At 69.9% G+C, this 22,529-nt stretch carries 23 protein-coding genes; 12 read left to right on the plus strand and 11 right to left on the minus strand.

Translation table 11 applies throughout. The features are described from left to right. Positions 1–70 precede the first annotated feature (70 nt). The 4 genes from EP757_RS37835 (at position 71) to EP757_RS44935 (ending at position 5,675) form a co-directional block, all read left to right on the plus strand. On the plus strand, positions 71–1,519 hold the full coding sequence (locus EP757_RS37835) for an FAD-linked oxidase C-terminal domain-containing protein (RefSeq protein ID WP_127553138.1): 1,449 nt from the start codon (positions 71–73) through the stop codon (positions 1,517–1,519). After that, positions 1,520–2,650 carry an FAD-binding oxidoreductase gene (locus tag EP757_RS37840; protein WP_127553139.1) on the plus strand — a complete coding sequence of 377 codons (1,131 nt, stop codon included), beginning with the start codon at positions 1,520–1,522 and terminating at the stop codon, positions 2,648–2,650. A gap of 27 nt (positions 2,651–2,677) precedes the next feature. Beyond that, positions 2,678–4,063 carry a (Fe-S)-binding protein gene (locus EP757_RS37845; protein WP_174262486.1) on the plus strand — a complete coding sequence of 462 codons (1,386 nt, stop codon included), beginning with the start codon at positions 2,678–2,680 and terminating at the stop codon, positions 4,061–4,063. A 541-nt stretch (positions 4,064–4,604) separates the two neighbouring features. After that, positions 4,605–5,675 (plus strand): cellulose binding domain-containing protein, encoded by a 1,071-nt coding sequence (locus tag EP757_RS44935; RefSeq protein ID WP_127553140.1) that lies wholly within the window; start codon positions 4,605–4,607, stop codon positions 5,673–5,675. Between the two features lie 3 nt (positions 5,676–5,678). Here EP757_RS44935 and EP757_RS37855 read toward each other — a convergent pair whose 3' ends face one another. Further along, the gene (locus EP757_RS37855) at positions 5,679–6,002 is read right to left on the minus strand and encodes a putative quinol monooxygenase (protein WP_127553141.1); all 324 of its coding nucleotides are present in this window, start codon (positions 6,000–6,002) and stop codon (positions 5,679–5,681) included. A 70-nt stretch (positions 6,003–6,072) separates the two neighbouring features. Between EP757_RS37855 and EP757_RS44710 the strand changes: the two genes are divergently transcribed. Continuing rightward, on the plus strand, positions 6,073–6,876 hold the full coding sequence (locus EP757_RS44710; RefSeq protein ID WP_160166006.1) for an IclR family transcriptional regulator: 804 nt from the start codon (positions 6,073–6,075) through the stop codon (positions 6,874–6,876). Here EP757_RS44710 and EP757_RS37865 read toward each other — a convergent pair. From EP757_RS37865 to EP757_RS37875, 3 genes are read right to left on the minus strand one after another with little or no spacing between them, the layout of a single operon-like run. Then, positions 6,863–7,561 (minus strand): iron-sulfur cluster assembly protein, encoded by a 699-nt coding sequence (locus EP757_RS37865; protein WP_127553143.1) that lies wholly within the window; start codon positions 7,559–7,561, stop codon positions 6,863–6,865. The genes EP757_RS44710 and EP757_RS37865 overlap by 14 nt on opposite strands. Then, positions 7,558–8,595, minus strand: a complete 1,038-nt coding sequence (locus EP757_RS37870) for an amidohydrolase family protein (RefSeq protein ID WP_127553144.1) — start codon at positions 8,593–8,595, stop codon at positions 7,558–7,560. Before EP757_RS37870 ends, EP757_RS37865 begins: the two co-directional genes overlap by 4 nt. An 11-nt stretch (positions 8,596–8,606) precedes the next feature. Further along, complete coding sequence (locus EP757_RS37875) at positions 8,607–9,605, minus strand: NAD(P)-dependent alcohol dehydrogenase (protein WP_127553145.1); 999 nt, start codon at positions 9,603–9,605, stop codon at positions 8,607–8,609. Positions 9,606–9,719: 114 nt separating this feature from the next. On the opposite strand from EP757_RS37875, the gene EP757_RS37880 reads away from it, so the two are divergent. The 5 genes from EP757_RS37880 to EP757_RS37900 are packed head-to-tail and all read left to right on the plus strand — an operon-like array spanning position 9,720 to position 12,597. Beyond that, positions 9,720–10,010 carry a hypothetical protein gene (locus EP757_RS37880; RefSeq protein ID WP_127553146.1) on the plus strand — a complete coding sequence of 97 codons (291 nt, stop codon included), beginning with the start codon at positions 9,720–9,722 and terminating at the stop codon, positions 10,008–10,010. Positions 10,011–10,039: 29 nt separating this feature from the next. Then, positions 10,040–10,333, plus strand: a complete 294-nt coding sequence (locus EP757_RS37885; RefSeq protein WP_127553147.1) for a hypothetical protein — start codon at positions 10,040–10,042, stop codon at positions 10,331–10,333. 25 nt (positions 10,334–10,358) lie between these two features. After that, a complete protein-coding gene (gene smpB / locus EP757_RS37890) occupies positions 10,359–10,838 on the plus strand; it encodes an SsrA-binding protein SmpB (protein WP_127553148.1) in 480 nt (159 codons plus the stop codon). A gap of 9 nt (positions 10,839–10,847) precedes the next feature. Next, complete coding sequence (locus EP757_RS37895; protein ID WP_127553149.1) at positions 10,848–11,867, plus strand: LLM class flavin-dependent oxidoreductase; 1,020 nt, start codon at positions 10,848–10,850, stop codon at positions 11,865–11,867. A 10-nt stretch (positions 11,868–11,877) separates the two neighbouring features. Continuing rightward, entirely contained in the window at positions 11,878–12,597 is a 720-nt protein-coding gene (locus EP757_RS37900; protein ID WP_127553150.1) for an alanyl-tRNA editing protein, read from the plus strand. A 65-nt stretch (positions 12,598–12,662) separates the two neighbouring features. Here EP757_RS37900 and EP757_RS37905 read toward each other — a convergent pair whose 3' ends face one another. The 5 genes from EP757_RS37905 to EP757_RS37925 all read right to left on the minus strand — a co-directional run bounded on the left by EP757_RS37905 (position 12,663) and on the right by EP757_RS37925 (position 18,618). Next, complete coding sequence (locus EP757_RS37905; RefSeq protein ID WP_127553151.1) at positions 12,663–13,790, minus strand: sugar ABC transporter substrate-binding protein; 1,128 nt, start codon at positions 13,788–13,790, stop codon at positions 12,663–12,665. Positions 13,791–13,977: 187 nt separating this feature from the next. Continuing rightward, complete coding sequence (locus EP757_RS37910; protein ID WP_127553152.1) at positions 13,978–14,847, minus strand: carbohydrate ABC transporter permease; 870 nt, start codon at positions 14,845–14,847, stop codon at positions 13,978–13,980. Continuing rightward, positions 14,844–15,773 carry a carbohydrate ABC transporter permease gene (locus EP757_RS37915; protein WP_232050218.1) on the minus strand — a complete coding sequence of 310 codons (930 nt, stop codon included), beginning with the start codon at positions 15,771–15,773 and terminating at the stop codon, positions 14,844–14,846. The genes EP757_RS37910 and EP757_RS37915 overlap by 4 nt, the downstream gene beginning before the upstream one ends. After that, the gene (locus tag EP757_RS37920) at positions 15,770–17,119 is read right to left on the minus strand and encodes an ABC transporter substrate-binding protein (protein ID WP_127553153.1); all 1,350 of its coding nucleotides are present in this window, start codon (positions 17,117–17,119) and stop codon (positions 15,770–15,772) included. The genes EP757_RS37915 and EP757_RS37920 overlap by 4 nt, the downstream gene beginning before the upstream one ends. A gap of 71 nt (positions 17,120–17,190) precedes the next feature. Then, positions 17,191–18,618 carry an NAD-dependent succinate-semialdehyde dehydrogenase gene (locus EP757_RS37925; RefSeq protein ID WP_127553154.1) on the minus strand — a complete coding sequence of 476 codons (1,428 nt, stop codon included), beginning with the start codon at positions 18,616–18,618 and terminating at the stop codon, positions 17,191–17,193. A 71-nt stretch (positions 18,619–18,689) separates the two neighbouring features. Here EP757_RS37925 and EP757_RS37930 point away from each other — a divergent pair, with 71 nt between their 5' ends. Continuing rightward, positions 18,690–20,138, plus strand: coding sequence for an alpha-amylase family glycosyl hydrolase (locus EP757_RS37930; RefSeq protein ID WP_127553155.1), 1,449 nt, complete (start codon positions 18,690–18,692; stop codon positions 20,136–20,138). Here EP757_RS37930 and EP757_RS37935 read toward each other — a convergent pair. Next, a complete protein-coding gene (locus EP757_RS37935) occupies positions 20,127–20,573 on the minus strand; it encodes an NUDIX hydrolase (RefSeq protein WP_127553156.1) in 447 nt (148 codons plus the stop codon). The two genes, EP757_RS37930 and EP757_RS37935, sit on opposite strands and share 12 nt — an antisense overlap. Before the next feature lie 23 nt (positions 20,574–20,596). Between EP757_RS37935 and EP757_RS37940 the strand changes: the two genes are divergently transcribed. Then, a complete protein-coding gene (locus EP757_RS37940) occupies positions 20,597–21,217 on the plus strand; it encodes an L-threonylcarbamoyladenylate synthase (RefSeq protein ID WP_127553157.1) in 621 nt (206 codons plus the stop codon). Here EP757_RS37940 and EP757_RS37945 read toward each other — a convergent pair. Next, positions 21,206–22,450, minus strand: coding sequence for an SGNH/GDSL hydrolase family protein (locus EP757_RS37945; protein ID WP_127553158.1), 1,245 nt, complete (start codon positions 22,448–22,450; stop codon positions 21,206–21,208). The genes EP757_RS37940 and EP757_RS37945 overlap by 12 nt on opposite strands. Positions 22,451–22,529: the final 79 nt, after the last annotated feature.

A 22,529-nucleotide genomic window follows, 5' to 3' on the forward strand; every position in this document is an offset into this window, starting at 1 on the left:
CGTTCGGCCTTAATCACCGTTAGCGTGACGGGAAGGCGGTGTCACCGGCGACCGGCCGCCGCGGGAGGCCATGATGGCAATCGATGTTCTCGCCGCGCGTCTGCGGGCGCGGATCGGTGCTGAGCGGGTGCTCACCGACCGGCAGCAGCTGCGGACGTACGAATGCGACGGCCTCGCCCACTACAAGGTCATCCCCGCGCTCGTGGTGCTGGCCGGCTCCGAGGAGGACGTCGCCACGGCGGTCCGCGAGTGCGCTGCCGCGAAGGTGCCGTTCGTGGCGCGCGGTTCCGGGACCGGGCTCAGCGGCGGCGCTCTCCCCCATGCGGACGGCGTGCTGATCGTGACGTCGCAGCTGCGCGAGATCATCGACCTGCGGCCGGAGGACGAGCGGGCCGTCGTGCAGCCCGGAGTGATCAACCTGCAGGTGACGAAGGCCGCGACGCCGCACGGCTACTACTACGCGCCCGACCCCTCCAGCCAGCAGATCTGCTCGATCGGCGGCAACGTGGCGGAGAACTCCGGCGGCGCCCACTGCCTGAAGTACGGCTTCACCACGAACCACGTGACCGGCCTGCGGGTGGTCGCCCCGGACGGCGAGGTGGTCCGGCTGGGCGGGATGGCCCCGGACACCCCGGGGTACGACCTGCTCGGCGCGTTCGTCGGCTCCGAGGGCACGCTCGGGATCGCCACCGAGGTGACGGTGAAGCTGACCCGGCTGCCGGAGACCGTCCGGACGCTGCTCGCCGCGTTCGACTCGACCGACCACGCCGGTGCCGCCACCTCGGCGATCATCGCGGCCGGGGTCGTGCCGGCGGCGATCGAGATGATGGACGCGCTGTCGATCGAGGCGGCCGAGTCGGCGGTGCACTGCAACTATCCGGCGGGCGCCGGTGCCGTGCTGATCGTCGAGCTGGACGGTCCGGTCACCGAGGTGGAGGCCCAGTTCGGCGCGGTCACCCGGCTCTGCGAGGAGGCCGGCGCGTTCGAGCTGCGGGTGGCCGCCGACGACCAGGAACGGCAGCTGATCTGGCGCGGCCGCAAGTCGGCGTTCGCGGCGGTCGGCCGGATCAGCCCGGACTACATCGTGCAGGACGGGGTGATCCCGCGGACCGCGCTGCCGGTGGTGCTGCGCCGGATCAACGAGGTCGCCGGCGAGCACGGCGTCCGGGTCGCGAACGTCTTCCACGCCGGCGACGGCAACCTGCATCCGCTCGTGCTCTTCGACGACGCGGTGCCGGGCGAGGCCGAGCGCGCCGAGGCGGTCTCCGGGGCGATCCTCGATCTCTGCATCGAGCACGGCGGCTCGATCACCGGTGAGCACGGCGTCGGTGTGGACAAGGCGCGGTACATGCCCCGGATGTTCAGCGACGCCGACCTGGAGACGATGCACCTGGTCCGGTGCGCGTTCGACCCGGACAACCTGGCGAACCCGGGCAAGGTGTTCCCGACGCCACGGCTCTGCGGGGAACGGCCCGGTTCCCGCAAGCACGCGGCCTTCGACGGCGTGGAGGTCTTCTAGATGTCCGCACTGGACGATCTCGCGGTCAAGGCCGGTGACGACGACGTGGTCGGTGGTGTGCCGGCCCGGCTGGTCGCGGCGCCGGCCAGCACCGAGGAGGCAGCGGCCCTGATCGCCGCGTCCGCGGATCTGAACGTGGTGATCCGCGGCGGTGGCACGAAGATCGAGTGGGGTACGCCGCCCCGCGACCTCGACCTGATCATCGACACGCGCCGGCTCACCGGGGTGGTCGAGCACGCGGCCGGCGACCTGATCACCGTGGTCCGGGCCGGGACGCCGATGGCCGAGCTGCACGCCCTGCCCGGTCAGCAGCTCGCGCTCGACGCCCCGGCCACGGCGACGGCGGGCGGCACGGTGGCCGCGAACGCGAGCGGTCCGCGCCGGCTGCGCTACGGGACTGCCCGGGACCTGCTCATCGGGATCACCGTGGTCCGGCCGGACGGCACGATCACCAAGGCGGGCGGCAAGGTCGTCAAGAACGTGGCGGGCTACGACCTGGGCAAGCTCTACACCGGTTCCTTCGGAACCCTGGGCTTGATCACCGAGTGCGTCTTCCGCCTGCATCCGGTTCCGGCCACCGCCTTCTTCGTACGTGCGGCAGCACCACCCGGATCGGCCGCCCGCATCCTCGCCGGGCAGTTCGCCGCCAGCGCGCTCGAGGTGCACGCCGTTCCCGGCGCCGACCCGGAGATCGCGGTGCTGCTCGAAGGCGCCGCCGACCGCTCCGCCGAAGTGGCGCACCTCCTCGACGGCGAGGTGTCCGACGAGCCGCCGCCGTGGTGGGGCGTCACCCCGCCGGGCACCGTCCTGGTCAAGCTGACCGGCGTGCTGTCGCAGGTCCCGGCCCTGGTGGCGACCGCCGTCGGCGCGGGCGCGACGGTCACCGGGTCGGCCGGGGCCGGCGTCCTCTACGCGGGCTTCACCGGTGACCCGCACGGACGCGTCGAGCTGCTCCGGGCCGCCGCGGTCCGGGCCGGCGGGCACGCCGTCGTGCTGACCGCGCCCGACGACGTCCGGGACACCCTGGACATGTGGGGGCCGGTGCCCGGGCTCGCGCTGATGCGCCGGGTGAAGGACCAGTTCGATCCCGCGCACCGGTTCGCGCCGGGGCGTTTCGCCGGCGGTATCTGACCCTCGCTCTTACTCGGAGGCGCTTCGATGGCTGATGTGGACGCCACCCACGGGACCGGCAACCCACCCGATGCTCTTCGTGCTGCTGAAAACGGTGGCCGGACCGCCTTCGACGGTGATCGGCCGCCGAGCGCCGACCTGGTCTCCGACTGCGTGCACTGCGGGTTCTGCCTGACGACCTGCCCGACCTACACGCTCTGGGGCGAGGAGATGGACTCGCCGCGCGGCCGCATCCACCTGATCGGCCAGGGACTGTCCGGTGAGCCACTGAGCGATTCGATGGTCGGCCACTTCGACAACTGCCTCGGCTGCATGGCGTGCGTGACCGCCTGCCCGTCCGGGGTGAAGTACGACCGGCTCATCGAGGACACCCGCGCCCAGATCGAACGGCTCCATCCCCGCACCGGGCGGGACCGCGCCCTCCGCGCCGCCATCTTCGCGATCTTCCCTTATCCCCGGCGGTTACGGCTGCTCAAGTGGCCGCTCGCGGCGTACCAGCGAAGTGGTCTGCAGAAGCTCGTAGGCCGCACCGGCCTCGTGGAACGACTGGCACCCACCCTCGCGACCTTGGAGAGTCTCGCGCCTCGCCTTCGCTCGGTGCCCCCGCCGCCGCGCCGCGTCGCGGCCCGCGGCGCGAAGAGGGCCGTCGTGGGCATGCTCACCGGGTGCGTGCAATCCGCGTTCTTCCCCGACGTCAATGCGGCGACCGTACGCGTCCTCGCCGCCGAAGGCTGTGAAGTCCTCATTCCCGCAGGTCAGGGATGCTGCGGCGCCCTTTCGACGCACAACGGCCGCCGCGCGGAGGCGCAGCGGTTCGCCCGGCGGCTCATCGCCCTCTTCGAGACGACCGGGATGGACTACTTCGTGGTGAACGCGGCCGGGTGCGGGTCGTCGCTGAAGGAGTACGGCGACCTGCTCGCGGATGATCCGGCCTATGCGTCGCGGGCTGCGGCGTTCGCTGCGAAGGTCCGTGACCTGGCCGAACTCCTCGTCGAACTCGGCCCCGCCGCTCCCCGGCATCCGCTGCCCGTGTCGGTGGCCTATCACGACGCCTGCCATCTCGGGCACGCCCAGGGGATCACCGCGCAACCACGAGCCCTGCTCGCCGGGATTCCCGCCCTCACCGTGGTGCCGATCAGCGAGCCGGAGATCTGCTGCGGCTCGGCCGGCGTGTGGAACGTCCTCAACCCCGAACCGGCCGCCGCCCTCGGCGATCGGAAAGCCTCGGCGGTGCTCTCCACGGGAGCGTCCCTGCTGGTCACCGCGAACCCCGGCTGCCTCATGCAGGTGGCCTCCGCCGTCCGGCGGCGCGGCGGGTCGATCGCGCTCGCGCATACGGCGCAGGTGCTGGACGCGTCGATCCGTGGCCTGCCGGTGTCGTCCTTGCTGGCTTCCGGCCCCGGCGAGCCGTAGCCAGGCACGTGTCGGGGGCGGAAGCTGATGCGCGGTCGTGACCTCCGGGCTCATCGTGGGCCGGCGGGCGGGACTCGGTTGTGGCACGCCGTGCTGGATCCGGGGCTTGTCGGGCACGGAGTTCCGCGCGGCGGGACGAGATCCTGGAGTCGGTCGGTGGCCTGTTTACCGGCGCGGGTTCGGTGCCGGCACGGGGATCAGTGCCAGCACGGGGGGTCATCAGTGCCGGCAACGGGGATCAGTACCGGCACGGCGTCAGTACCGGCACGGGGATCAGTACCAGCCATGGCGCGCTGACGGCTCTGCCCGGGCAGTCTGCTCACGCAGCGCGGGACGCCGCGGGTTGTCGCTGTTCAGCGGTCCCGGATCACAGCAACCCACGGCCGGCGCCGGCCGGCTGTGGCTCATTGCTGCCGAGCGACCCCCGGCACAGCAACCAGTCACAGCCGGAGGAACGGGGCGGGCGGCGACCGCCGGTATCGGAACAAGCCATTGATGTGGGTTAATGGGAGCGCTCCCAACGGTTTGATTGGAGATCCCCATGCATTCACGGAGACTGGCTGTCCTCGCCGGGGCCACCGCTGTGCTCGTGGCCGGGTTCGGGGCGGTCGCCACCAGGGCTGATGCGGCCGCCGGGTGTTCGGTGAAGTACGCCGTGTCCAGCCAGTGGCCGGGCGGCTTCGGTGCGAACGTGGAGGTGACGAACCTCGGCGACCCGGTCAGTTCGTGGTCGGTGACGTGGTCGTTCACGGCCGGGCAGACGATCAGCCAGCTGTGGAACGGTGCGGTCACGCAGTCCGGCGCCGCGGTGACCGTGCGCAATGCCGGCTGGAACGGGGCCGTCGCCACCGGCGGGACCGCGTCGTTCGGGTTCAACGGTTCGTGGAGCGGCGCCAACCCCGTACCGGCAGGCTTCTCCTTGAACGGCGTGGCCTGCACCGGCGGCGTGACCCCGACCAGCCCGAGCCCGAGCAGCCCGAGCCCGAGCACCAGCACTCCCCCGACAGGCGGACCGACCAAGATCATGGCGCTGGGTGACTCGATCACCGGATCGCCGGGCTGCTGGCGCGCCCTGCTGTGGCAGAGACTCCCGGCCGCCGAAGTGGACTTCGTCGGCACGCTGCCGGCGCAGGGGTGCGGCTTCACCTACGACGGCGAGAACGAGGGGCACGGCGGCTACCTCGCCACGAACGTCGCCAACCAGAATCTGCTGCCGGGCTGGCTGTCGGCCACCGACCCGGACGTGGTGCTGATGCACTTCGGCACGAACGACGCGTGGAGCAATCTGTCCCCCGCCACGATCCTGAGCGCCTACACCACACTGGTCGGCCAGATGCGCGCCGGCAATCCGAATATGAAGATCCTGGTCGCCCAGATCATCCCGCTGAACCCGCCCACCTGCGCCGACTGCGGCCAGCGGGTGATCGACCTGAACGCGGCGATCCCGGCCTGGGCGGCGGGCCTGTCCACGGCGGCGTCCCCGATCACCGTCGTCGATCAGTGGACCGGGTTCGACACGGCGACGGACACCTATGACGGCGTGCACCCGAACAGCGCCGGAGACGCCAAGATCGCCAACAGGTGGTACCCGTACGTCGCGGCTGTCATCTAGGAACTAACGGACCGCCATCTCTCCCAGCTCCGACCAGCCCGTCTGCTCGATGGTCTGGCTGATGATGCGAGGGGTGGCGGCCAGGTACTGCGGCAGATCCTGCTGGGCCTGCTTGAAGTGGGCGGAGTTCACGTGGGCCGCGCCGGCGTCACCGTCACGGAACGCCTCCACCAGCACGTATTCGTTCGGGTCGTCGAGGCTGCGGGACCAGTCGAACCACAGGCAGCCGGCCTCGGAGCGGGTGGCGGCGGTGAACGAGCCGGCGATCACCGGCCACTGTGCGGCGTGCTCCGGCTTGATCAGGAACTTCGCGGTAATGAAGATCATCGGTTATGACCTTTCGCGCTATTCGGTCGGACGGTTCCTCACCACGAGGAACCGCAGCAGTCTGAGGAGCATGACCGGCAAGAACACCGGGGTTCTGCAGTCAGTGGAGCGGGCGATGCGCGTGCTCGATCATGTCGCCGCGGCGGGCGGGCCGGTCGCGGCGCGGGAGGTGGCGCGTGATCTCGGGCTGACGCTGCCCACCACGTACCACCTTCTCACCACCCTCGTCACCGGCGGCTACCTCGTCCATCTTCCGGAGCAGCGGGCGTACGCCCTCGGGCACCGCCTCGACGACCTGGCCCGGGCGCTGCACCGGCAGATCGCCGTGCCGCCGGGCGTGTGCCGGGTCGCCGCGGTGGTGCATCGGGAGGCGCATGCCGCGGCGTACTACGCGAGCCTGCGCAACGCCGAGATGATCGTCGCGCACGTCGACGAGTGCCCCGAGCATCCGCGGATCCGGACGCTCGGAGTCGGTTTTCACGAGGCTCCGCACGCGACCGCCTTCGGCAAGCTGATGCTGGCGACCTTGGAGCCGGCCGACCGGGAGGCGGTGCTGGACCGGACCGGGACGCCTGCCGTCACCGCCGCCACGGTGACCGATAGAGACCAACTTCAAGAGCAACTTCATCGGGTACGGGGTACCGGCCTCGCCGTGGAGGTGAACGAGTTCCAGCCGGAACTGTCCTGCATGGCCGCTCCCGTCAACGACGCGGCGGGCCGGTTCGTCGGCGCCGTCGCGGTCTCCCTCCCGACGGCCCGGATGCGCGCCGACCGATGGTCGGTGGAACGGGTCGTCCGGCTCGGCGCGGTGCGGGCGAGCCGGGCCGTGGCTCTCGAGACCGCGACCCGAACCGGCAGGCTCAGGAACGGGTGACTCCGTACCTGGTCCGCAGCAGACCTCGACAGAGCTCGGCATTGCCGTCGACGCTCACCCGTACCGTGCGAGCCAAGCGCAACCAGACGCCCAGCCGGTCGGCGGCGATCGGCGCGCCCCGCTCGTCGCAGATCGCAAGATCACTGACTAGGGCGAGCCGCTCCCGGCGCCGGGCCACCGCCTGCGCCGCGTCCGGCGCCAGACGGGACGCCTCGGCGAGGGTGAGCGCGCCGAGACGATCACCGACCAGGGGCGCCAGCTGCCTGGCGAGACGCTCCTGAGCGGCCACATGCGCCTTGCGATCGAACGCCGACCGCAACTCTTCCAGATCGCCATCCAAGCCGTCTGTCTGGAAGTGATCAGCGAAGGCCGCCGCAGAGTTGATCTCCGCGGCCGCGAAGTGATCCACCAGCGTCACCGTGATCGGGCCCGCGCCCGGGATCGCGGCGAGCGCGTCCCGGGCGTCGGCGACCATGAGCCAGGCGAAGTTGGGGGCGCAGAAGTACGTCGGCAGCCGCAGCTCGACACGAATCCCGGCGTCGCCGGTTCCGGGGGTGGCCCCGTCGAGGGAGGCCACGTCGAGGGAGGCCACTTCCAGGGACGCCACGAATCCGAGATCGGTGATCGGCTGGTCGAGCTCCGGATCACGGACGCCCGCCAGCGCCGCCCACGCGAGGTCTCTCATGCCGCGGCGCCGGAGGAAGCGGAATCGGAGGCGATCGCCGGACCCGAATCGGACGGCTCATCGGGCACGTCGAATTCGCCGGGCACCTTGATGTCATAGAGCCGCGCCGCGTTCAAGCCGAGGATCTTCCGTTTTATCTGCGGCGTCAGGACACCGTACTCACCCTGCATGTCGTCGGGTATCTGGAAGTCCACGAACTTCTCGATCAGCCATTTCGGCTGCCAGATCGCATAATCGCTGCCGAACAGGATCCGGTTCTCGTCGAGCCAGTAGAGCAGTTCGCCGATGATCTGCGCGAAGTAGCGCGGGCGGCTGTGGATGAACGGCATCGCCACGGCGAGGCCGCCGTACACGTTGGGCTCCTGGGTGGCGATCCAGCAGAAGTCCTCCAGCCGGGGCAACCCGACGTGCTCGACGATGAAGTTCAGCGCCGGGAAAGCGGTGGCGGCGTCGTCCACGTCGGCCACGTCGAAGGCGTCCCGGTTCATCGGATAGACGGTCGGGCCCTTGTGCACGTGGATGTTACGAATGCCCAGCTCCTGGCACTTCTCCAGGTAGCGGTAGGCCCACGGGTCGGACAGTTTCCAGCCCTTCGAGTAGCCTTTCCACTCGGCCGTGTAGAGCTTCACACCGCGCAGCTGCCAGCGTTCGTGCAACCGTTCCAGCTCGCCGAGGCCGGCCTCGCCGTCACGCGGATCCCAGCGGCCGTTGACGATGAAGCGGCCGGGGTGGCGCTCGGCGATCCGGCCGTTCTGCTCGGTCGTGTTGAAACCGTTCACGTACCAGTCGGTCAGGTACGTCGACTGCAGGATCGCGACGTCGTCGTACCCGTTCTCGAACAGGTCGCGGATCATCCGTTCCTCGCTGTACCGTTCGAAATCCTCGAGCGGCCATTTGTACTCGTCCGGCGACAGGTTCGAGTGATAGTCGTGGAAACACTTGATGAAACCCTCGCCGTACCGGTTGATCTGATTGGCGGGGCTACCGTCCCAGAAATGGGTGTGCGCGTCGACGACGAAGTGATTCTGATACATTCCAGCCCCTTTCAGGGTACGAGGATCGCGCGCCCGGCCAGGCGTCCGGTCTCCAGGTCGTCCATCGCCTCGTTGACGGCCGACAGCGGGTAGGACCTCGTGTGCAGGGTGACCTTGCCCTGCGCGGCGAGCGTCATCAGCTCGTCGAGGTCGGTGTAGGAGCCGACCAGATTGCCGACGATGTTGCGCTCGGTGGAGATCAGATCGATGGTCGGGATGTTCACCGAGCCGCCGTACCCGATCACGTAGTAGCTGCCGGCGCGGCGGGTCATCGCCAATCCGGCCTGCTCGGAGCCCTGCTCCCCGACGAAGTCGAACACGACGTGAGCGCCCTCGAAGGAGCCGCCGAAGGAGTCCGTCACCTCGTGTGCGCCCAGCTCCCGGGCCAGGCTGCGGGCACGCTCGCTCGGATCGACGACGACCACCCGGGCCGCGGTCATCGCGAGCAGGCACTGGATGCCGATGTGCCCCAGCCCACCGGCGCCGATCACGGCACAGGTGGTTCCGGGGGCGAGCAGCGGGACGGCCTTGCGAACCGCGTGGTAGGCGGTGAGCCCGGCGTCGGCGAGCGCGGCCACCGCGGCCGGCTCCAGCCCCGGCGCCAGTTTCACGACGGCGCGGGCGTTCGTCAGCAGCAGGTCGGCCATGCCGCCGTCGCAGTCGATGCCCGGGAACCGCGAGTTCTCGCAGTGCACGTCGTCGCCGCGCCGGCACGGCCCGCACAGCCCGCAGGTGGCCAGCGGGTGCAGGATCACCGCGTCGCCTACGGCGACATTGGTGACGGCCGCGCCCACCTCGCGCACCCAGCCCGCGTTCTCATGACCGATCGTGTACGGGAGACCCACCCCTGACTTCTCCGCCCACTGCCCTTCGACGATGTGCAGATCCGTGCGGCACAAGCCGGCCGCACCCACCTGCACGAGCACGTCGAACGGCCCGGTCACCCGCGGTTCGGCCACGTCGTCGACGGTCGGCCGCTTCCCGTAGGAGTGCACCCGGACAGCCTTCATCCGCCTCTCCCTCCACTCTTCGTTTCCCTTCCGCGACTCTGCGTGGCGGACGGCCGGGCGGAAAGCGCGCGTTCAGACTGTGACAACGCGCCGGCCGGGCCCTACGGTGAGGAGATGGCGGAGCCCAGGACGACCCCGACCGAGCAGAGTGCCGCGGAGTTCCTGGCGGCGGTCGCGGATCCGGTGCGGCGGGCTGACGCCGAGGCCGCCGTGGCGCTGATGCGGGAGGCGACCGGGGCGGAGCCGGTCATGTGGGGGTCGTCGATCGTCGGGTTCGGGGTCTACCGCTACCGATATGCGACCGGACGGGAAGGGGACTGGCCGGCGGTCGAGCTGCTGCGCGAGCTGGTGACGGCCGGTTACCGACACCTGAACGGTAAAACGGTGATCACCGACGGGGTGTAGGTGTCCGAAACGGACGGCATAATCGGGCGGTGGACAATTGGGAATACGCGCGGCTCGAGTACCGCGCGGCCGGCTCGCTGGGATCCGACCGCTTCATGGACTGGACGGCGACGTTCCATCATCCCGGTGGCGTGCTGCGCTGGGGGACGGACGAGCGGTTCGACGACATCCGGCACCTGAACCGGGCGGGGGCGGCCGGTTGGCAGGCCTACGACCGGTCGGTGATCCACGTGATGGGTGAGCCGCACCGGCTGAGCAGCGTGACGTACTCGATGCGCCGCCCCATCCCGGTGGACCCGCCCGCCGTCCCCGGTGTCTCCTGAGGGAGAAGGCCCCTAAAATCCTGAGGTGGCCAAGGAGACCGGGACCAGATTGATCGCCTCGAACAAGAAGGCGCGGCACGACTACGCGATCCTCAAGACGTACGAGGCGGGTCTCGTGCTGGCCGGCACCGAGGTCAAGTCGCTGCGCCTGGGCCGCGTGTCACTCGTGGACACGTTCGCCCAGGAGCACAACGGCGAGTTGATGCTCTACGGCCTGCACATCGCGGAGTACGGCTTCGGCAGCTGGACGAACCACTCGCCGCGCCGCACCCGCAAGCTGCTGCTGCACAAGGACGAGATCATCAAGATCCTGAACAAGCTGAACGAGGGATCCGGTCTCACGCTGGTGCCGCTCTCGCTCTACTTCAAGGACGGCTGGGCCAAGGTCGAGCTCGGCCTGGCCCGGGGCCTCAAATCGTACGATAAGCGACAGGTGCTGGCGAAACGCGATGCCGAGAAGGAGATCGCCAGGGAGATGGGACGCCGCCTGAAGGGCCGCCGCTAGGCTCGACGAGTGGAATTCGGTCTTGACACGTTCGGCGACGTCACAGTCGGCGACGACGGTAAATCCCTCCCCTACGCCCAGGTCATCCGCAATGTGGTCGAGCAGGCGGTGCTCGCCGACCGGCTCGGCGTCGACGCGTTCGGCGTCGGTGAGCACCACCGCGACGACTACGCGATCTCCTCGCCGGAGATCGTGCTCGCGGCCATCGCCGCGAAGACCGAGCGGATCAAGCTGGGCACAGCGGTCACGGTTCTGAGTTCCGATGATCCGGTACGGGTGTTCGAACGCTTCGCGACACTCGACGCCGTTTCCGGCGGTCGCTCGGAGATCATCCTCGGGCGTGGCTCGTTCACCGAGTCCTTCCCGCTCTTCGGGTTCGACCTGACCGATTACGAGCAGCTGTTCTCGGAGAAGCTGGACCTGATGACGCGCCTGCTCACCGAGGAGCCGGTGACCTGGCAGGGCTCGGTCCGCCCACCCCTGAAGGATCAGCAGGTCTACCCGAAGACCGAGTCCGGCCGCATCCACGCGTCGATCGGCGTCGGCGGCAGCCCGGAGTCGGTGGTGCGGGCCGCACAGTACGGCCTCCCGCTGGTCCTGGCGATCATCGGTGGCGAGCCGGCCCGGTTCGCGCCCTACGTCGACCTCTACCACCGTGCGCTCAAGGAGCTGGAGCAGCCCGAGCAGCCGGTGTCGGTGCACTGCCCCGGATTCGTGGCGGAGACCGACGAGGAGGCGATCGAGATCCTCTGGCCGCACGCCCGGCGCATGCTGGACCGGCTCGGCCGGGAGCGTGGCTGGCCGCGGACCTCGAAGGACCGGTTCGTCGCGGACGTGACCGAGGGCGCCTGGCACGTCGGCTCGCCGGAGACGGTGGCCCAGAAGATCGCGTCGACCGTCCAGGCGCTCGGCATCCAGCGGTTCGACCTGAAGTACGCGCACGGCACGCTGCCGCACGAACGCCTGATGACGTGCGTCGAGCTGTACGGCACGCACGTCATCCCGCGGGTGAGAGAACTACTGGCCTAGAGTTCGGTTCATGACCGAACGTCTGGATTGGGCCGACCCCACCATCCGCGAGTGGGACTGCACGGTGGTGTGGTCGGATCCCGAGGCGGGGATCGTCCTGGACCGGTCGGCGTTCTATCCGGGCGGCGGTGGGCAGCCGCCGGACCACGGGGTGCTGCTCTGGGAGGGCGTCCAGACGCGGATCGTGGACACCCGCCGTACCCCTGATGATCTTTATCTGCTGCCGGCGCCGGGCGATCCGGTGCCGGCGGCGGGGACCGCGGTGCGCGGGGCGATCGACGACGCGCGCCGGAGCAGCCTCATGCGCACGCACTCCGGGCTGCACATCCTCTGCGGGACCGTGTTCCGCGACTTCGGCGCGCTGGTGACCGGCGGCAACATGCAGCCCGGCGAGGCCCGGATGGACTTCAACCTGCCCGAGGTGCCGCCGAGCTTCAAACAGGCCCTCGAGGACGCGGTGAACGCGGAGATCGTCGCGGACCGCAAGATCGTGGCCCGGGTACTGCCGCGCGAGGAGGCCCTCGCCATCCCGACGCTCATCCGCACCCAGGACGCGCTGCCGCCGCTGGAGAACCCGGAGATCCGGGTGATCGACATCGTGGGGCTCGACGTGCAGGCCGACGGCGGCACGCACGTGGCCTCGACGAAGCAGGTGGGCCGGGTCGAGGTGGCGAAGGTGGAGAGCAAGGGCCGGCAGAACCGCCGGGTCCGCATCAGGCTCGTGGACTGAGAAGAGCCGGGAGAGACCGAAAGGCCGGCAGTCACCTGCCGGCCTTTCGTGTACTGCCTGGTGCGTTACTTGATGTCGGCCTTGGTGCAGGCCGACTTGAACTTCGCGGTGCAGAGGTCCTTCGCCGAGACGAAGCCGCTCTCGACGACGTCCTTGACGTTCGCCTTGGTGATCGGGGTCGGGTCCAGCTTCACGAACGGGACGTAGGCCCCCGACTCCGGGTCCTTCAGCTTGTCGTCGACCGGCGTCTTGACGTTCTTGTACAGGTTGATCGCGAGCTTGGCGGCGGCGTCCGCCTCCTTCTTCACGTCCTTGTACACGGTCATGCACTGGTCGCCGACGAGGATGTTCTGCAGGCCCTGCACGGTGGCGTCCTGGCCGGTGACCGGGACGTCGCCGTTCATGTTCTTCTCCCGCAGCACCTCGATGGCCGCGTTGCCGAGGCCGTCGTTGGCGGCGAGCACGCCGTCGATGGTCGGGTACTGCTTGACCATCTGGGCGAAGATCTCGCGACCCTCGTCGTTGTCCCAGTCCGGCACGTACTGGTCCGGGCCCTTGGTGAACTCGGCCTGGTCGAAGTAGGGCTGCAGGACCCGGTCATAGCCGTTCTTGAACAGCGTCGCGTTGTTGTCGGTCAGCGACCCGTTCAGCGAGGCGACGATCGGGTTGTTCTTCTTCTTCGACTTGAGGCAGCTGACCAGTCCCTCGGCCTGGAGCTCGCCGACCCGCTCGTTGTCGAAGCTGACGTAGTAGTCGGCGCCGCCGTTGAGGGTCAGCCGGTCGTAGTCGATGACCGGGATGCCCCGGGACTTGGCGTTGTCGATCACGGCCTTGCCGCTCGCCGCGTCCAGGTTCGCGATGATGAGGACCTTGGCGCCTTCGTCCAGCATCTTCTCGCCGAGGCGCTTGAACTGCTCCTTGTCGCCCTCGGCGTTCTCGATGGTGAACGGCACCTTGGCGGCCTCGAACGCGGCCTTCAGGTACTTCGGGTCGTCCGAGCCCCAGCGCTGCGAGCTCTTGGTGTCGGGCAGGATCACGCCGATGCCACCGGAACCGGACGCTTCGCCGCCACTGCTGGTGGTCGCCGAGCCACTGTCGCCGGAGTCACCGGGATCGGTGCCGTCGTCACAAGCCGTGAGTGTGACCGTGGTCAACAGGCCTGCGGCGACCAGGGCGAGCAGAGACTTGCGCATGGCGATATATGTCCTCTCAGGGGGTCCCGAGCTGCGGTGGGGGCGCTGAACGGCCCGCCTAGTATCGGCCAGCGCGTCACGGGGGCAACATCGGGAGGGGGCCAGAGCAACAAGATTATTCACTTCTCTGCGGTTACGGCCAAACAATCACTTGGCGTAACCTCCACCGAACTCCCCGTACGCGCCGTCACCCTTTCTCGGCGCCGGCCGTCAGCCCCTCGGTGAGGAGGCGCTCGGCCGCGAAGAATAGGATCACAATCGGGAGCGTCAGCACAACGGAACCGGCCATCAGGACGGTCTTGCTGACCTCGATGCCACCGGAGAGCTGCGCGAGGCCGAGCGAGACGGTCCAGTCGGCGCGATCCTCCACCAGGAAGAGCAGCGCGAACAGGAATTCGTTCCACGCGATCATGAAGACGTACAGAGCATTCGCCATGACGGCCGGTGCGGCCAGCGGCAGGACGATCTTGCGCAGCGTCTGCAACCGGCTGTACCCGTCGACGGCGGCGGCCTCCTCCAGGCTCTCCGGGATCGTCGACAGGTAGTTGCGCAGCATGTAGATCGAGACCGGCACGGTCTGGGCGATGTAGACCAGGGTCAGGCCGCCCAGCGATCCGCGCAGACCGAGCCGGGTGAAGAGCACGAAGAGCGGGATCGCCAGCAGGATCGACGGGAACAGGTAGACCGACAGGAACAGGAAGTGCACCTGGCGGCGCCCGGTGAACCGCAGGCGGCTGACCGCGTACGCCCCGGGGATCGAGACGAGCAGGGTCAGCCCCATGGCGGCGATCGAGACCATGCCCGAGTTGGCGAGGAACTTCAGGAAGCCCTGACCGCCGTCCTCGACCGAGGTGAGCACCTCCCGGTAGGTGCTGGTGGTCCACTCCGCCGGGGCGATCCAGAGCTGCCCGGGGTCCTGCAGCAGCTGCTCGATCGGGCGGATCGAGAGCAGCAGCATGTAGAGGAACGGGAAGAGCGTCGCCACCAGCAACACGATGATCACAATGGGCCGGAGGACGCCGAGGATCCGTGCCTCGACGGTGGCTCGATCTCTCATTCCTCCACCTTCGGGGCGAAGAACCGCAGGTAGATGATCAGAAGGACGACCAGGCCGGCCGCGAGGACCAGGGCCTGCGCCGCCGCCGCGCCGACGTCGAAGCGGGCGGTGAGGAACTCGTAGACCCGGATGCTGACCACCTCGGTGCCGGCGCCGCCACCGGTGAGCAGGTAGACGTCGTCGAACTTGTTGAACGTCATGATGAAGCGCAGCACGCAGAGCAGCGCGATCACGGCGGAGAGCTGCGGCAGCAGGATGTGCCGGAAGATCTGGGTGGGCGCCGCGCCGTCGACCCGGGCCGCCTCCTCCAGGTCGGCGGGGACGGCCTGCAGCCGGGCGAGCAAGAAGAGGAACGCGAACGGGAAGTACCGCCACGACTCGAACGCGATCACGGTGAGCAGCGCGAGCGGGATCTCGACGTGCCAGCCCAGGAGATCGAGGGCGTACTCCCGCTGGCTGAGGAACGCGATGGGCCGATCCCAGCCGAGGAATCGCGCACCCCAGTCGTTGACGAGCCCGAATTGAGGGCTGAGCAGCACCGTCCAGACGAAGGTCATCGCCACGACCGGGGCGACGTACGGAAGAAGGATCGAAGCCCGCACCAAGGTCCGGCCGCGGAAGCGGCCCCGCAGAGCGAGCGCCGCGACCAGGCCGATGGCGATGGATCCGAACGTCGAGCCGACCGTGTAGACCACGGTGGTCCACAGCGACGACCAGAAACCGGGCGAGGTGAGGACGGTCTCCAGGTTCGCCAGGGTGTACTCGCCGAAGACGCCCGCGCGGCGCAGGTTGATCAGCCTGATCCGCTGGAAGGCCAGCATGATCGTCCAGAGGATCGGCACGACCACGACGACCAGGACGACGATCAGCGTGGGTGAGAGATAGGCGAGACCGGCGCGGTTCTCCTGCTGCCGCAGGGACTTCACTCGAGGGATTTCTGGATCGTCTCGACGTCCTCGGCCGCCCGTTGCGCCGCGGCCGGCGGATCGAGTTCCCCGGTCGTCATGCCGTTTATCGCCTTCGGCACCGGCAGCTCGCCGAGGGTCGCGCCGACCAGCGCACCCTGCTTCTGCGGGAACCCCCACCGCTGGAAGGTGTCCGGGCTGGACTGCAGCGCGTCCAGGAAGTCAGCGGGATAGATCTCGGCGAGCGGCTTCTTCGTGTCGACGCCGGCCGGCAGCGACTTCCACGCCGTCTCGGTGGACCGCACCGGGATCTTGCCCTCCGGGGCGATGCCCAGCCAATCGCCATAACCCTCATTCAGCATGTACGTCACGAACTTGCCGGCAGCCTCGCTCTGCGCGCCTCCGGCGGTGATCGCCCAGCTGGTGATCTCGCCGAACTGCGCGGGCTTGCCCTGCGGACCGGAGATCGCCGTGACCACGCCGGTGTTCTTCGCCAGCCACGCCGGGTCGGACTTGCACTGCTCACACGTCGGGAGGGCGTCGTTGCGCAGGCCGGCCAGCTCGTCGAGCAGGAACGACGACCAGACCACCATGGCGGCCTTGCCGGCGAAGTAGGTGGCCCGGGTCGTGTCGACGTCCTGTGCGCCCGGCACCGACCACTGCGTCACCAGGTCGTTGTAGAGCTGGAACGTCTCCACGCACTGCGGCGAGTCGAGCAGCACGGTCTTCGCGGCGTCGACGAGCTGGCAGTCGTTGCCGAGCGCGAAGTTCTCGAAGGTCTGCTGGGTGAACGCGTCGTTCCCGACCGTCGCCAGGGCGATGCCGGCGACGTCGGGGGAGTTGAGCTTCTGGGCGGCCGCGCGGATGGCGTCGTAGGACGCCGGCTCGGCCAGCCCGGCCTGCTGGAACAGGTCCTTGCGGTAGAAGAGCAACTGCGCCCAGCCGTCCGACGGCACCGCCCACTGGGTGCCGTCCTGACCGGTCAGCGCGAGCGCCGGCGCGGCGAACGAGTCGGCGCCGAGCTGGTCGACGACGGCCTTCGCCGCCGCGGTGTCGAGCAGTTGGTTGGTCGCCATCTGCGCCACCGCGGCCAGCGGCAGCGCGCCCACCACGTCGGGCAGCGTCCCGGCCGCCGCGGCTGAGGTGATCAGGCTGCTGAACTGGTTCTCGTCGGTCGCCACGATCTTCACCGGGATGCCCGACGACTTGGTGAACTCGTCGGCGATCCGCTGGGTGGCCTGCACCCGGTCGGTGAGGTTCTCCAGACTCCAGACGGTCAGCCTGCCGTCCGCGTCCCCGGAATCGTCGCCGCAGGCACTCACGGCGAGGAGCAGGAGAAGAGCGGCGGCGGCTCGTCGGACAACCATGATGTCCTCCCCGTTACCCATCGATAACGAAGAACGTAAGCCCGCCGCCGCCCATCCGCGACTCGAGAGCCCTACCAGGTGACGGCGATGTACTTGGACTCCAGGTATTCGAGCAGGCCGTCGTGGCCGCCCTCCCGGCCGATGCCGCTCTGCTTCACCCCGCCGAACGGCGCCGCCGGGTCGCTCACCAGGCCCCGGTTCAGGCCGACCATGCCGGCCTCGATCGCCTCGCCGACCCGCAGGCCGCGGGCCAGGTCGGTGGTGTAGACGTACGCGACCAGGCCGTACTCGGTGTCGTTCGCCAGCCGGACCGCCTCCTCCTCGCCGGTGAACGTCACGATCGGCGCGACCGGGCCGAAGATCTCCTCGCGGAGGATCGCCGCGTCCGGGCCGACGCCGGTCAGCACTGTCGGCGGGTAGTAGAAGCCCGGCCCGTCCGGGCGGCTGCCGCCGGTGACCGCCGAGGCGCCGGCGTCCAGCGCGGACTTCACCAGACCGTCCACCTTCGCCACGGTGTCCTCGTTGACCAGCGGGCCGACCTGCGTCTTCTCGTCGGTGCCGGGGCCGACCACGAGGGCCGACATCCGCTCGGCGAGCTTGCCGGAGAACTCCTCGGCGACCGGCGCCTCGACGAAGAACCGGTTCGCCGCGGTGCACGCCTCACCGCCGTTGCGCATCTTCGCGATCATCGCGCCCTCGACGGCCGCGTCCAGGTCGGCGTCCGCGAAGACCACGAACGGCGCGTTGCCGCCCAGCTCCATCGAGGTGTTCACGACGTTCTCGGCGGCCTGGGCGAGCAGGATCCGGCCCACCTCGGTGGAGCCGGTGAAGGACAGCTTGCGCACCCTCGGGTCGGCGAGCATCCTGCCCACGACCTTGCCGGAGCTGCGGGACGGCAGCACGTTCACGACGCCCTCGGGCACGCCGGCCTCGGCCAGGATCGCGGCCATGGCGAGCGCGGTGAGCGGGGTGTCGCTGGCCGGCTTGAGGATCACCGTGCAGCCGGCCGCGAGCGCCGGGCCGATCTTGCGGGTCGCCATGGCGGCCGGGAAGTTCCACGGGGTGACCAGCACGCAGACGCCGACCGGCTGGCGCACCACCATGAGCTTGTAGGCGCCGGACGGGGCGGTCGCCACGGTTCCCTCGCCGCGGACCGCCTCCTCGGAGAACCAGCGGAAGAACTCGGCCGCGTACGTCACCTCGCCCTTCGCGTCGACGAGCGCCTTGCCGTTCTCCAGGCTGATCAGCTTCGCGAGCTCGCCGGCCCGCTCGGTCATCAGCTCGAACGCCTTGCGCAGGATCTCCCCGCGGACGCGCGGAGGGGTCTTCGCCCAGGCCGGGCCGGCCGCTGCCGCCGCGTCCACCGCGGCGATCGCGTCCGCCTCACCGCCGTCCGCGACCGAGGCGATCGTGTCACCCGTCGCCGGATCGAGCACGTCGAACCGGCTTCCCGAGCCGGCCGGCACCCACTTGCCGCCGATGAACAGTTCGGTCTCCACAACGGGCTCCTTCGCTCGTGCTGTCTCGCCTCAGCTTGCTCTCGATCGCTGCGTCCCGCCACGCTGATGGTATGACCGGTGACTGGTGGCAGAGCGGCGTCGTGTACCAGGTCTACCCAAGATCATTCGCGGATGGCAACGGTGACGGGATCGGCGACCTCGCGGGCCTGACGGCCCACCTCGATCACATCGCCGGGCTGGGCGCGGACGCCGTCTGGATCACGCCGTTCCAGACCTCACCCCAAAAAGATCACGGGTACGACGTGAGCGACTACACCGACGTCGATCCGCTCTTCGGGGACCGTGCCGGATTCACGGCGATGCTCGGCCGCGCCCACGCCCTCGGACTCCGCGTGATCATCGACATCGTCCCGAACCACTGCTCCTCCGAGCATCCGATCTTCCGGCAGGCGCTGGCCGGCGACGAGTCGGCCCGGCAGCGGTTCCACTTCACCCGCACGCCGAACGACTGGCCCAGCGTCTTCGGCCCCGCCTGGGAACCGGCCGGCGACGGCACCTGGTACCTGCACCTCTACGCCCCGGAACAGCCGGACTGGAACTGGCGGGATCCGCGGACCGCGCCGTTCTTCGACGACGTGCTGCGGTTCTGGTTCGATCTCGGGGTCGACGGGATGCGGGTGGACGTGGCGTACGGGCTGTTCAAGGCGCCCGGCCTGCCACCGCTGCCATCGGACGTGACCCCGTCGCCGGGCCGGCTGCGATCGAACCCGCTCGCCTGCGACCAGCCCGAGACGCCGGAGGTCTACCGGCGCTGGCGGGAGATCGCCGACGAGTACGACCCACCCCGGGTGCTCATCGGCGAGGTCAACCTGGAACCGGCCCGGGCCGCGCGCTACACCGGACCGGAGCGGCTTCACCAGGCGTTCGCGTTCGGCTTCGTGGTCGCGCCCTGGGACGCGCGCGCCTGGGCGGCCGTCGGCGCCGAGCTGCTGGAACACCCGCCGGTCACCTGGGTCGCCGAGAACCACGACGTGATCCGCACTCCGACCCGGTACGGCAACCCCGCCCGCGCCCGCGCCGCCCTGCTCACGATCCTCGGCCTGCCCGGCGCCGCCTACCTCTACCAGGGCCAGGAGTACGGCTTGCCCGAGGTGGACGTGCCTGCCGAGGACCGGCAGGACCCGGCCTGGCTGCGCTCGGGGATGTCCCGGGACGGCTGCCGGGTTCCGCTGCCCTGGCCCGAGGGCTTCCCCGCGCCGCCCTGGCTGCCGGCGCCGGACGGCTGGGAACGGCACCTGGACTCGCCGTCGCTGCCGCTGACCCGGGCCGCCATCGCCCTGCGCCGCGACCTGCGCCCCTCCCCCGCCGGCCCGGTGGAGTGGTCGGTGGACGGCGACGACCGGCTGACCGCCCGGCACCCCGCGTTCACCCTGGTCGTGGCGATGGGCGCCGGCCCGGTCCCGCTGCCGGACGGCGAGGTGCTGATCAGCAGCGACCCCCTCACCGCCGACGGCCTGCTGCCACCGGACGCCGCCGCCTGGGTCCGCTCAGCCGCGTAGCCGCTCGAGGACGTCGGCCAGCCCCGGCGGCTCGACCTGGTCGGGGAGGTCCGCCAGGTCGGCGGGCGCCACCCAGCGGTGTTCCATCAGCTCCAGTTGCTCGTACGCCATCAGGCCGTCCCGGACCACCGGCGGGCGCGCGGTGGCGAAGAAGGCCGCGAAGAACTGTTCCGGGCCGGCGAAGAGCCGGCCCTTCCAGGTGAACTCGCGGTGCACGTCGATGCAGGTGGGACGGATCGCGGCGCTGTCCAGGCCGGTCTCCTCGGTCAGCTCACGGCGGGCGGCCTGCAGCGGCGTCTCCCCCGGGTCGATGCCGCCGCCCGGTGGCTCCCAGAGGCGGTGGCCGTCGGTCGGATCCTCCCAGCGCAGCAGCAGGATCCGGCCGTCGGCGTCGAAACAGATGACCCTTACTGCCGGGCGGTGCACGCTACTCATGATCGGACTCTAAGCTGAACCGAGTGGCCAAGTACTTCGACGTGCACCCGGACAATCCGCAGCCGCGCAGCATTCACCAGATAGCGGACCTGATCCGTGGTGACGGGCTGATCGCCTACCCCACCGACTCGTGCTTCGCGCTCGGCTGCCGGATGGGCAACAAGGACGGCCTGGACCGGATCCGCGCGATCCGGCACCTGGACGATCGGCACCACTTCACCCTGATGTGCCATGACTTCGCGCAGCTCGGACAGTTCGTGCAGATCAACAACGCGCTGTTCCGGGCGGTGAAGGCGTCCACGCCGGGACCGTTCACGTTCATCCTGCCCGCGACCAAAGAGGTGCCGCGGCGGCTGCTGCACCCGAAGAAGAAGACCGTCGGCGTCCGGATCACCGGTCACGTGACCGCTCAGGCGATCCTGGAGGAGCTCGGTGAGCCGCTGGTCTCCAGCACGCTGCTGCTCCCCGGCGAACCGGAGCCGATGACGCACGGCTGGGAGATCAAGGAAGCCCTCGACCACAGCGTGGACGCGGTCGTCGACTCCGGCGAGTGCGGCACCGAGCCGACGACGGTGGTGGACCTCTCCGCCGGGGTGCCGGAGATCCTGCGAGTCGGGGCCGGCGACCCGTCGCTATTCGAATAGCTCCAGGGGCACGGCGTTCGCCAGCGCTGCCATGCCGGCGTCGTTCGGGTGCAGGTGGTCGCCGCTGTCGAAGGCCGCGCGCATCCGGTACGGCGCGTCCGGATCACGGACCGCCGCGTCGAAGTCGACGAATCCGTCGTACTCGCCGGACGTGCGTACCCAGGAGTTGAACGCCTCCCGCTTCGCGCGCGTCTCCGGGGTGTCGAAGGTCGCCCGGTAGCCGCCGAACGGCAGCAGCGTCCCGCCGATCATGGTGAGACCGGCGTCCTTGCCCCGGGCGATCAGCTGGCGGTGCCCGGCGATCAGCGCGCCGGTGCCGGCCTTGCTCGCGGTGCCGAAGTCGTTCACCCCGATCAGCACGATCACGTGGCTCACCCCGGGCTGGGCGAGCACGTCACGGTCGAAGCGGCGCACCCCCGCCTCACCGGACCAGGCGTTCGATCCGGCCCGCCCGGTACGCCCGAACGGCCCGGCGAGCAGCCGGTTGCCGCTGATCCCGGCGTTGAGCACGGCCCGGTCGGCGTCGCCGGCCCGCAGCCGGGCGGCCAGCAGGTCCGGCCAGCGGTGGTTGGCGCTCTCCACGGTCTGCGCGCCCCGGGTGATCGAGTCGCCGAACGCGACGATCGCCGAGGTGGACCGGCGGGCGCGCACGCTCACGCCGGTGAGGAAGAGGTATGTGGCGAACGGCTCGCCGCCCGGGTCGTCCTGGCCCGTGACGTCGCCGTCCGCGACCACGTTCGCCTGGTAGGCGCGCGGCGTGAGCGTGCCGACCTCGGTCTTCTCCGGCAGGTAGAGGCTGATCACCAGGTCGGCGCCGGGCGGGACGATCAGCGGGGCGGCGTCGCTGAGCAGGGTGCCACCGGCCGGGATGACCGCGTCCGGGCGGCCGGCGAAGGTCAGCTTCTGGAGGGTGCCGGGAACCGTCGCGGTACTCGGCCCGGTGCCGCCGCGCAGACCCAGGCTCGCGGCGCCGACGCGTACCGGCGTGGTTCCGAACGCGTTGCTGAACCGGACCTGCGGCCGGTCACCGCCGACGCTGGTGTGGACGACCTGTCGTACCGTCTGGCCGGTGAGGCTGTAGACCAGCTTCGGCGCCTGCGCGGTGACCGCCGCCGACCACGTGCCGACCCGGGTCGGCACCCGGACCCGCGCGTTACGCTGGCCGGCCGTGCCCGGGGTCGCCGCGAGCACCACCGCGCCGGCGCCGCCGAGCAGCAGGGCGCGGCGGCTCATCGAGTGAGCCGCGCTGAGGAGAAAGTTTTTCCGCTTTATCCCGGTACGCTAAATAACGCCTCGCGCCCGAGTCAAGCTG

Source organism: Actinoplanes sp. OR16 (assembly GCF_004001265.1).
In the GTDB taxonomy this organism is placed as follows: Bacteria; Actinomycetota; Actinomycetes; order Mycobacteriales; family Micromonosporaceae; genus Actinoplanes.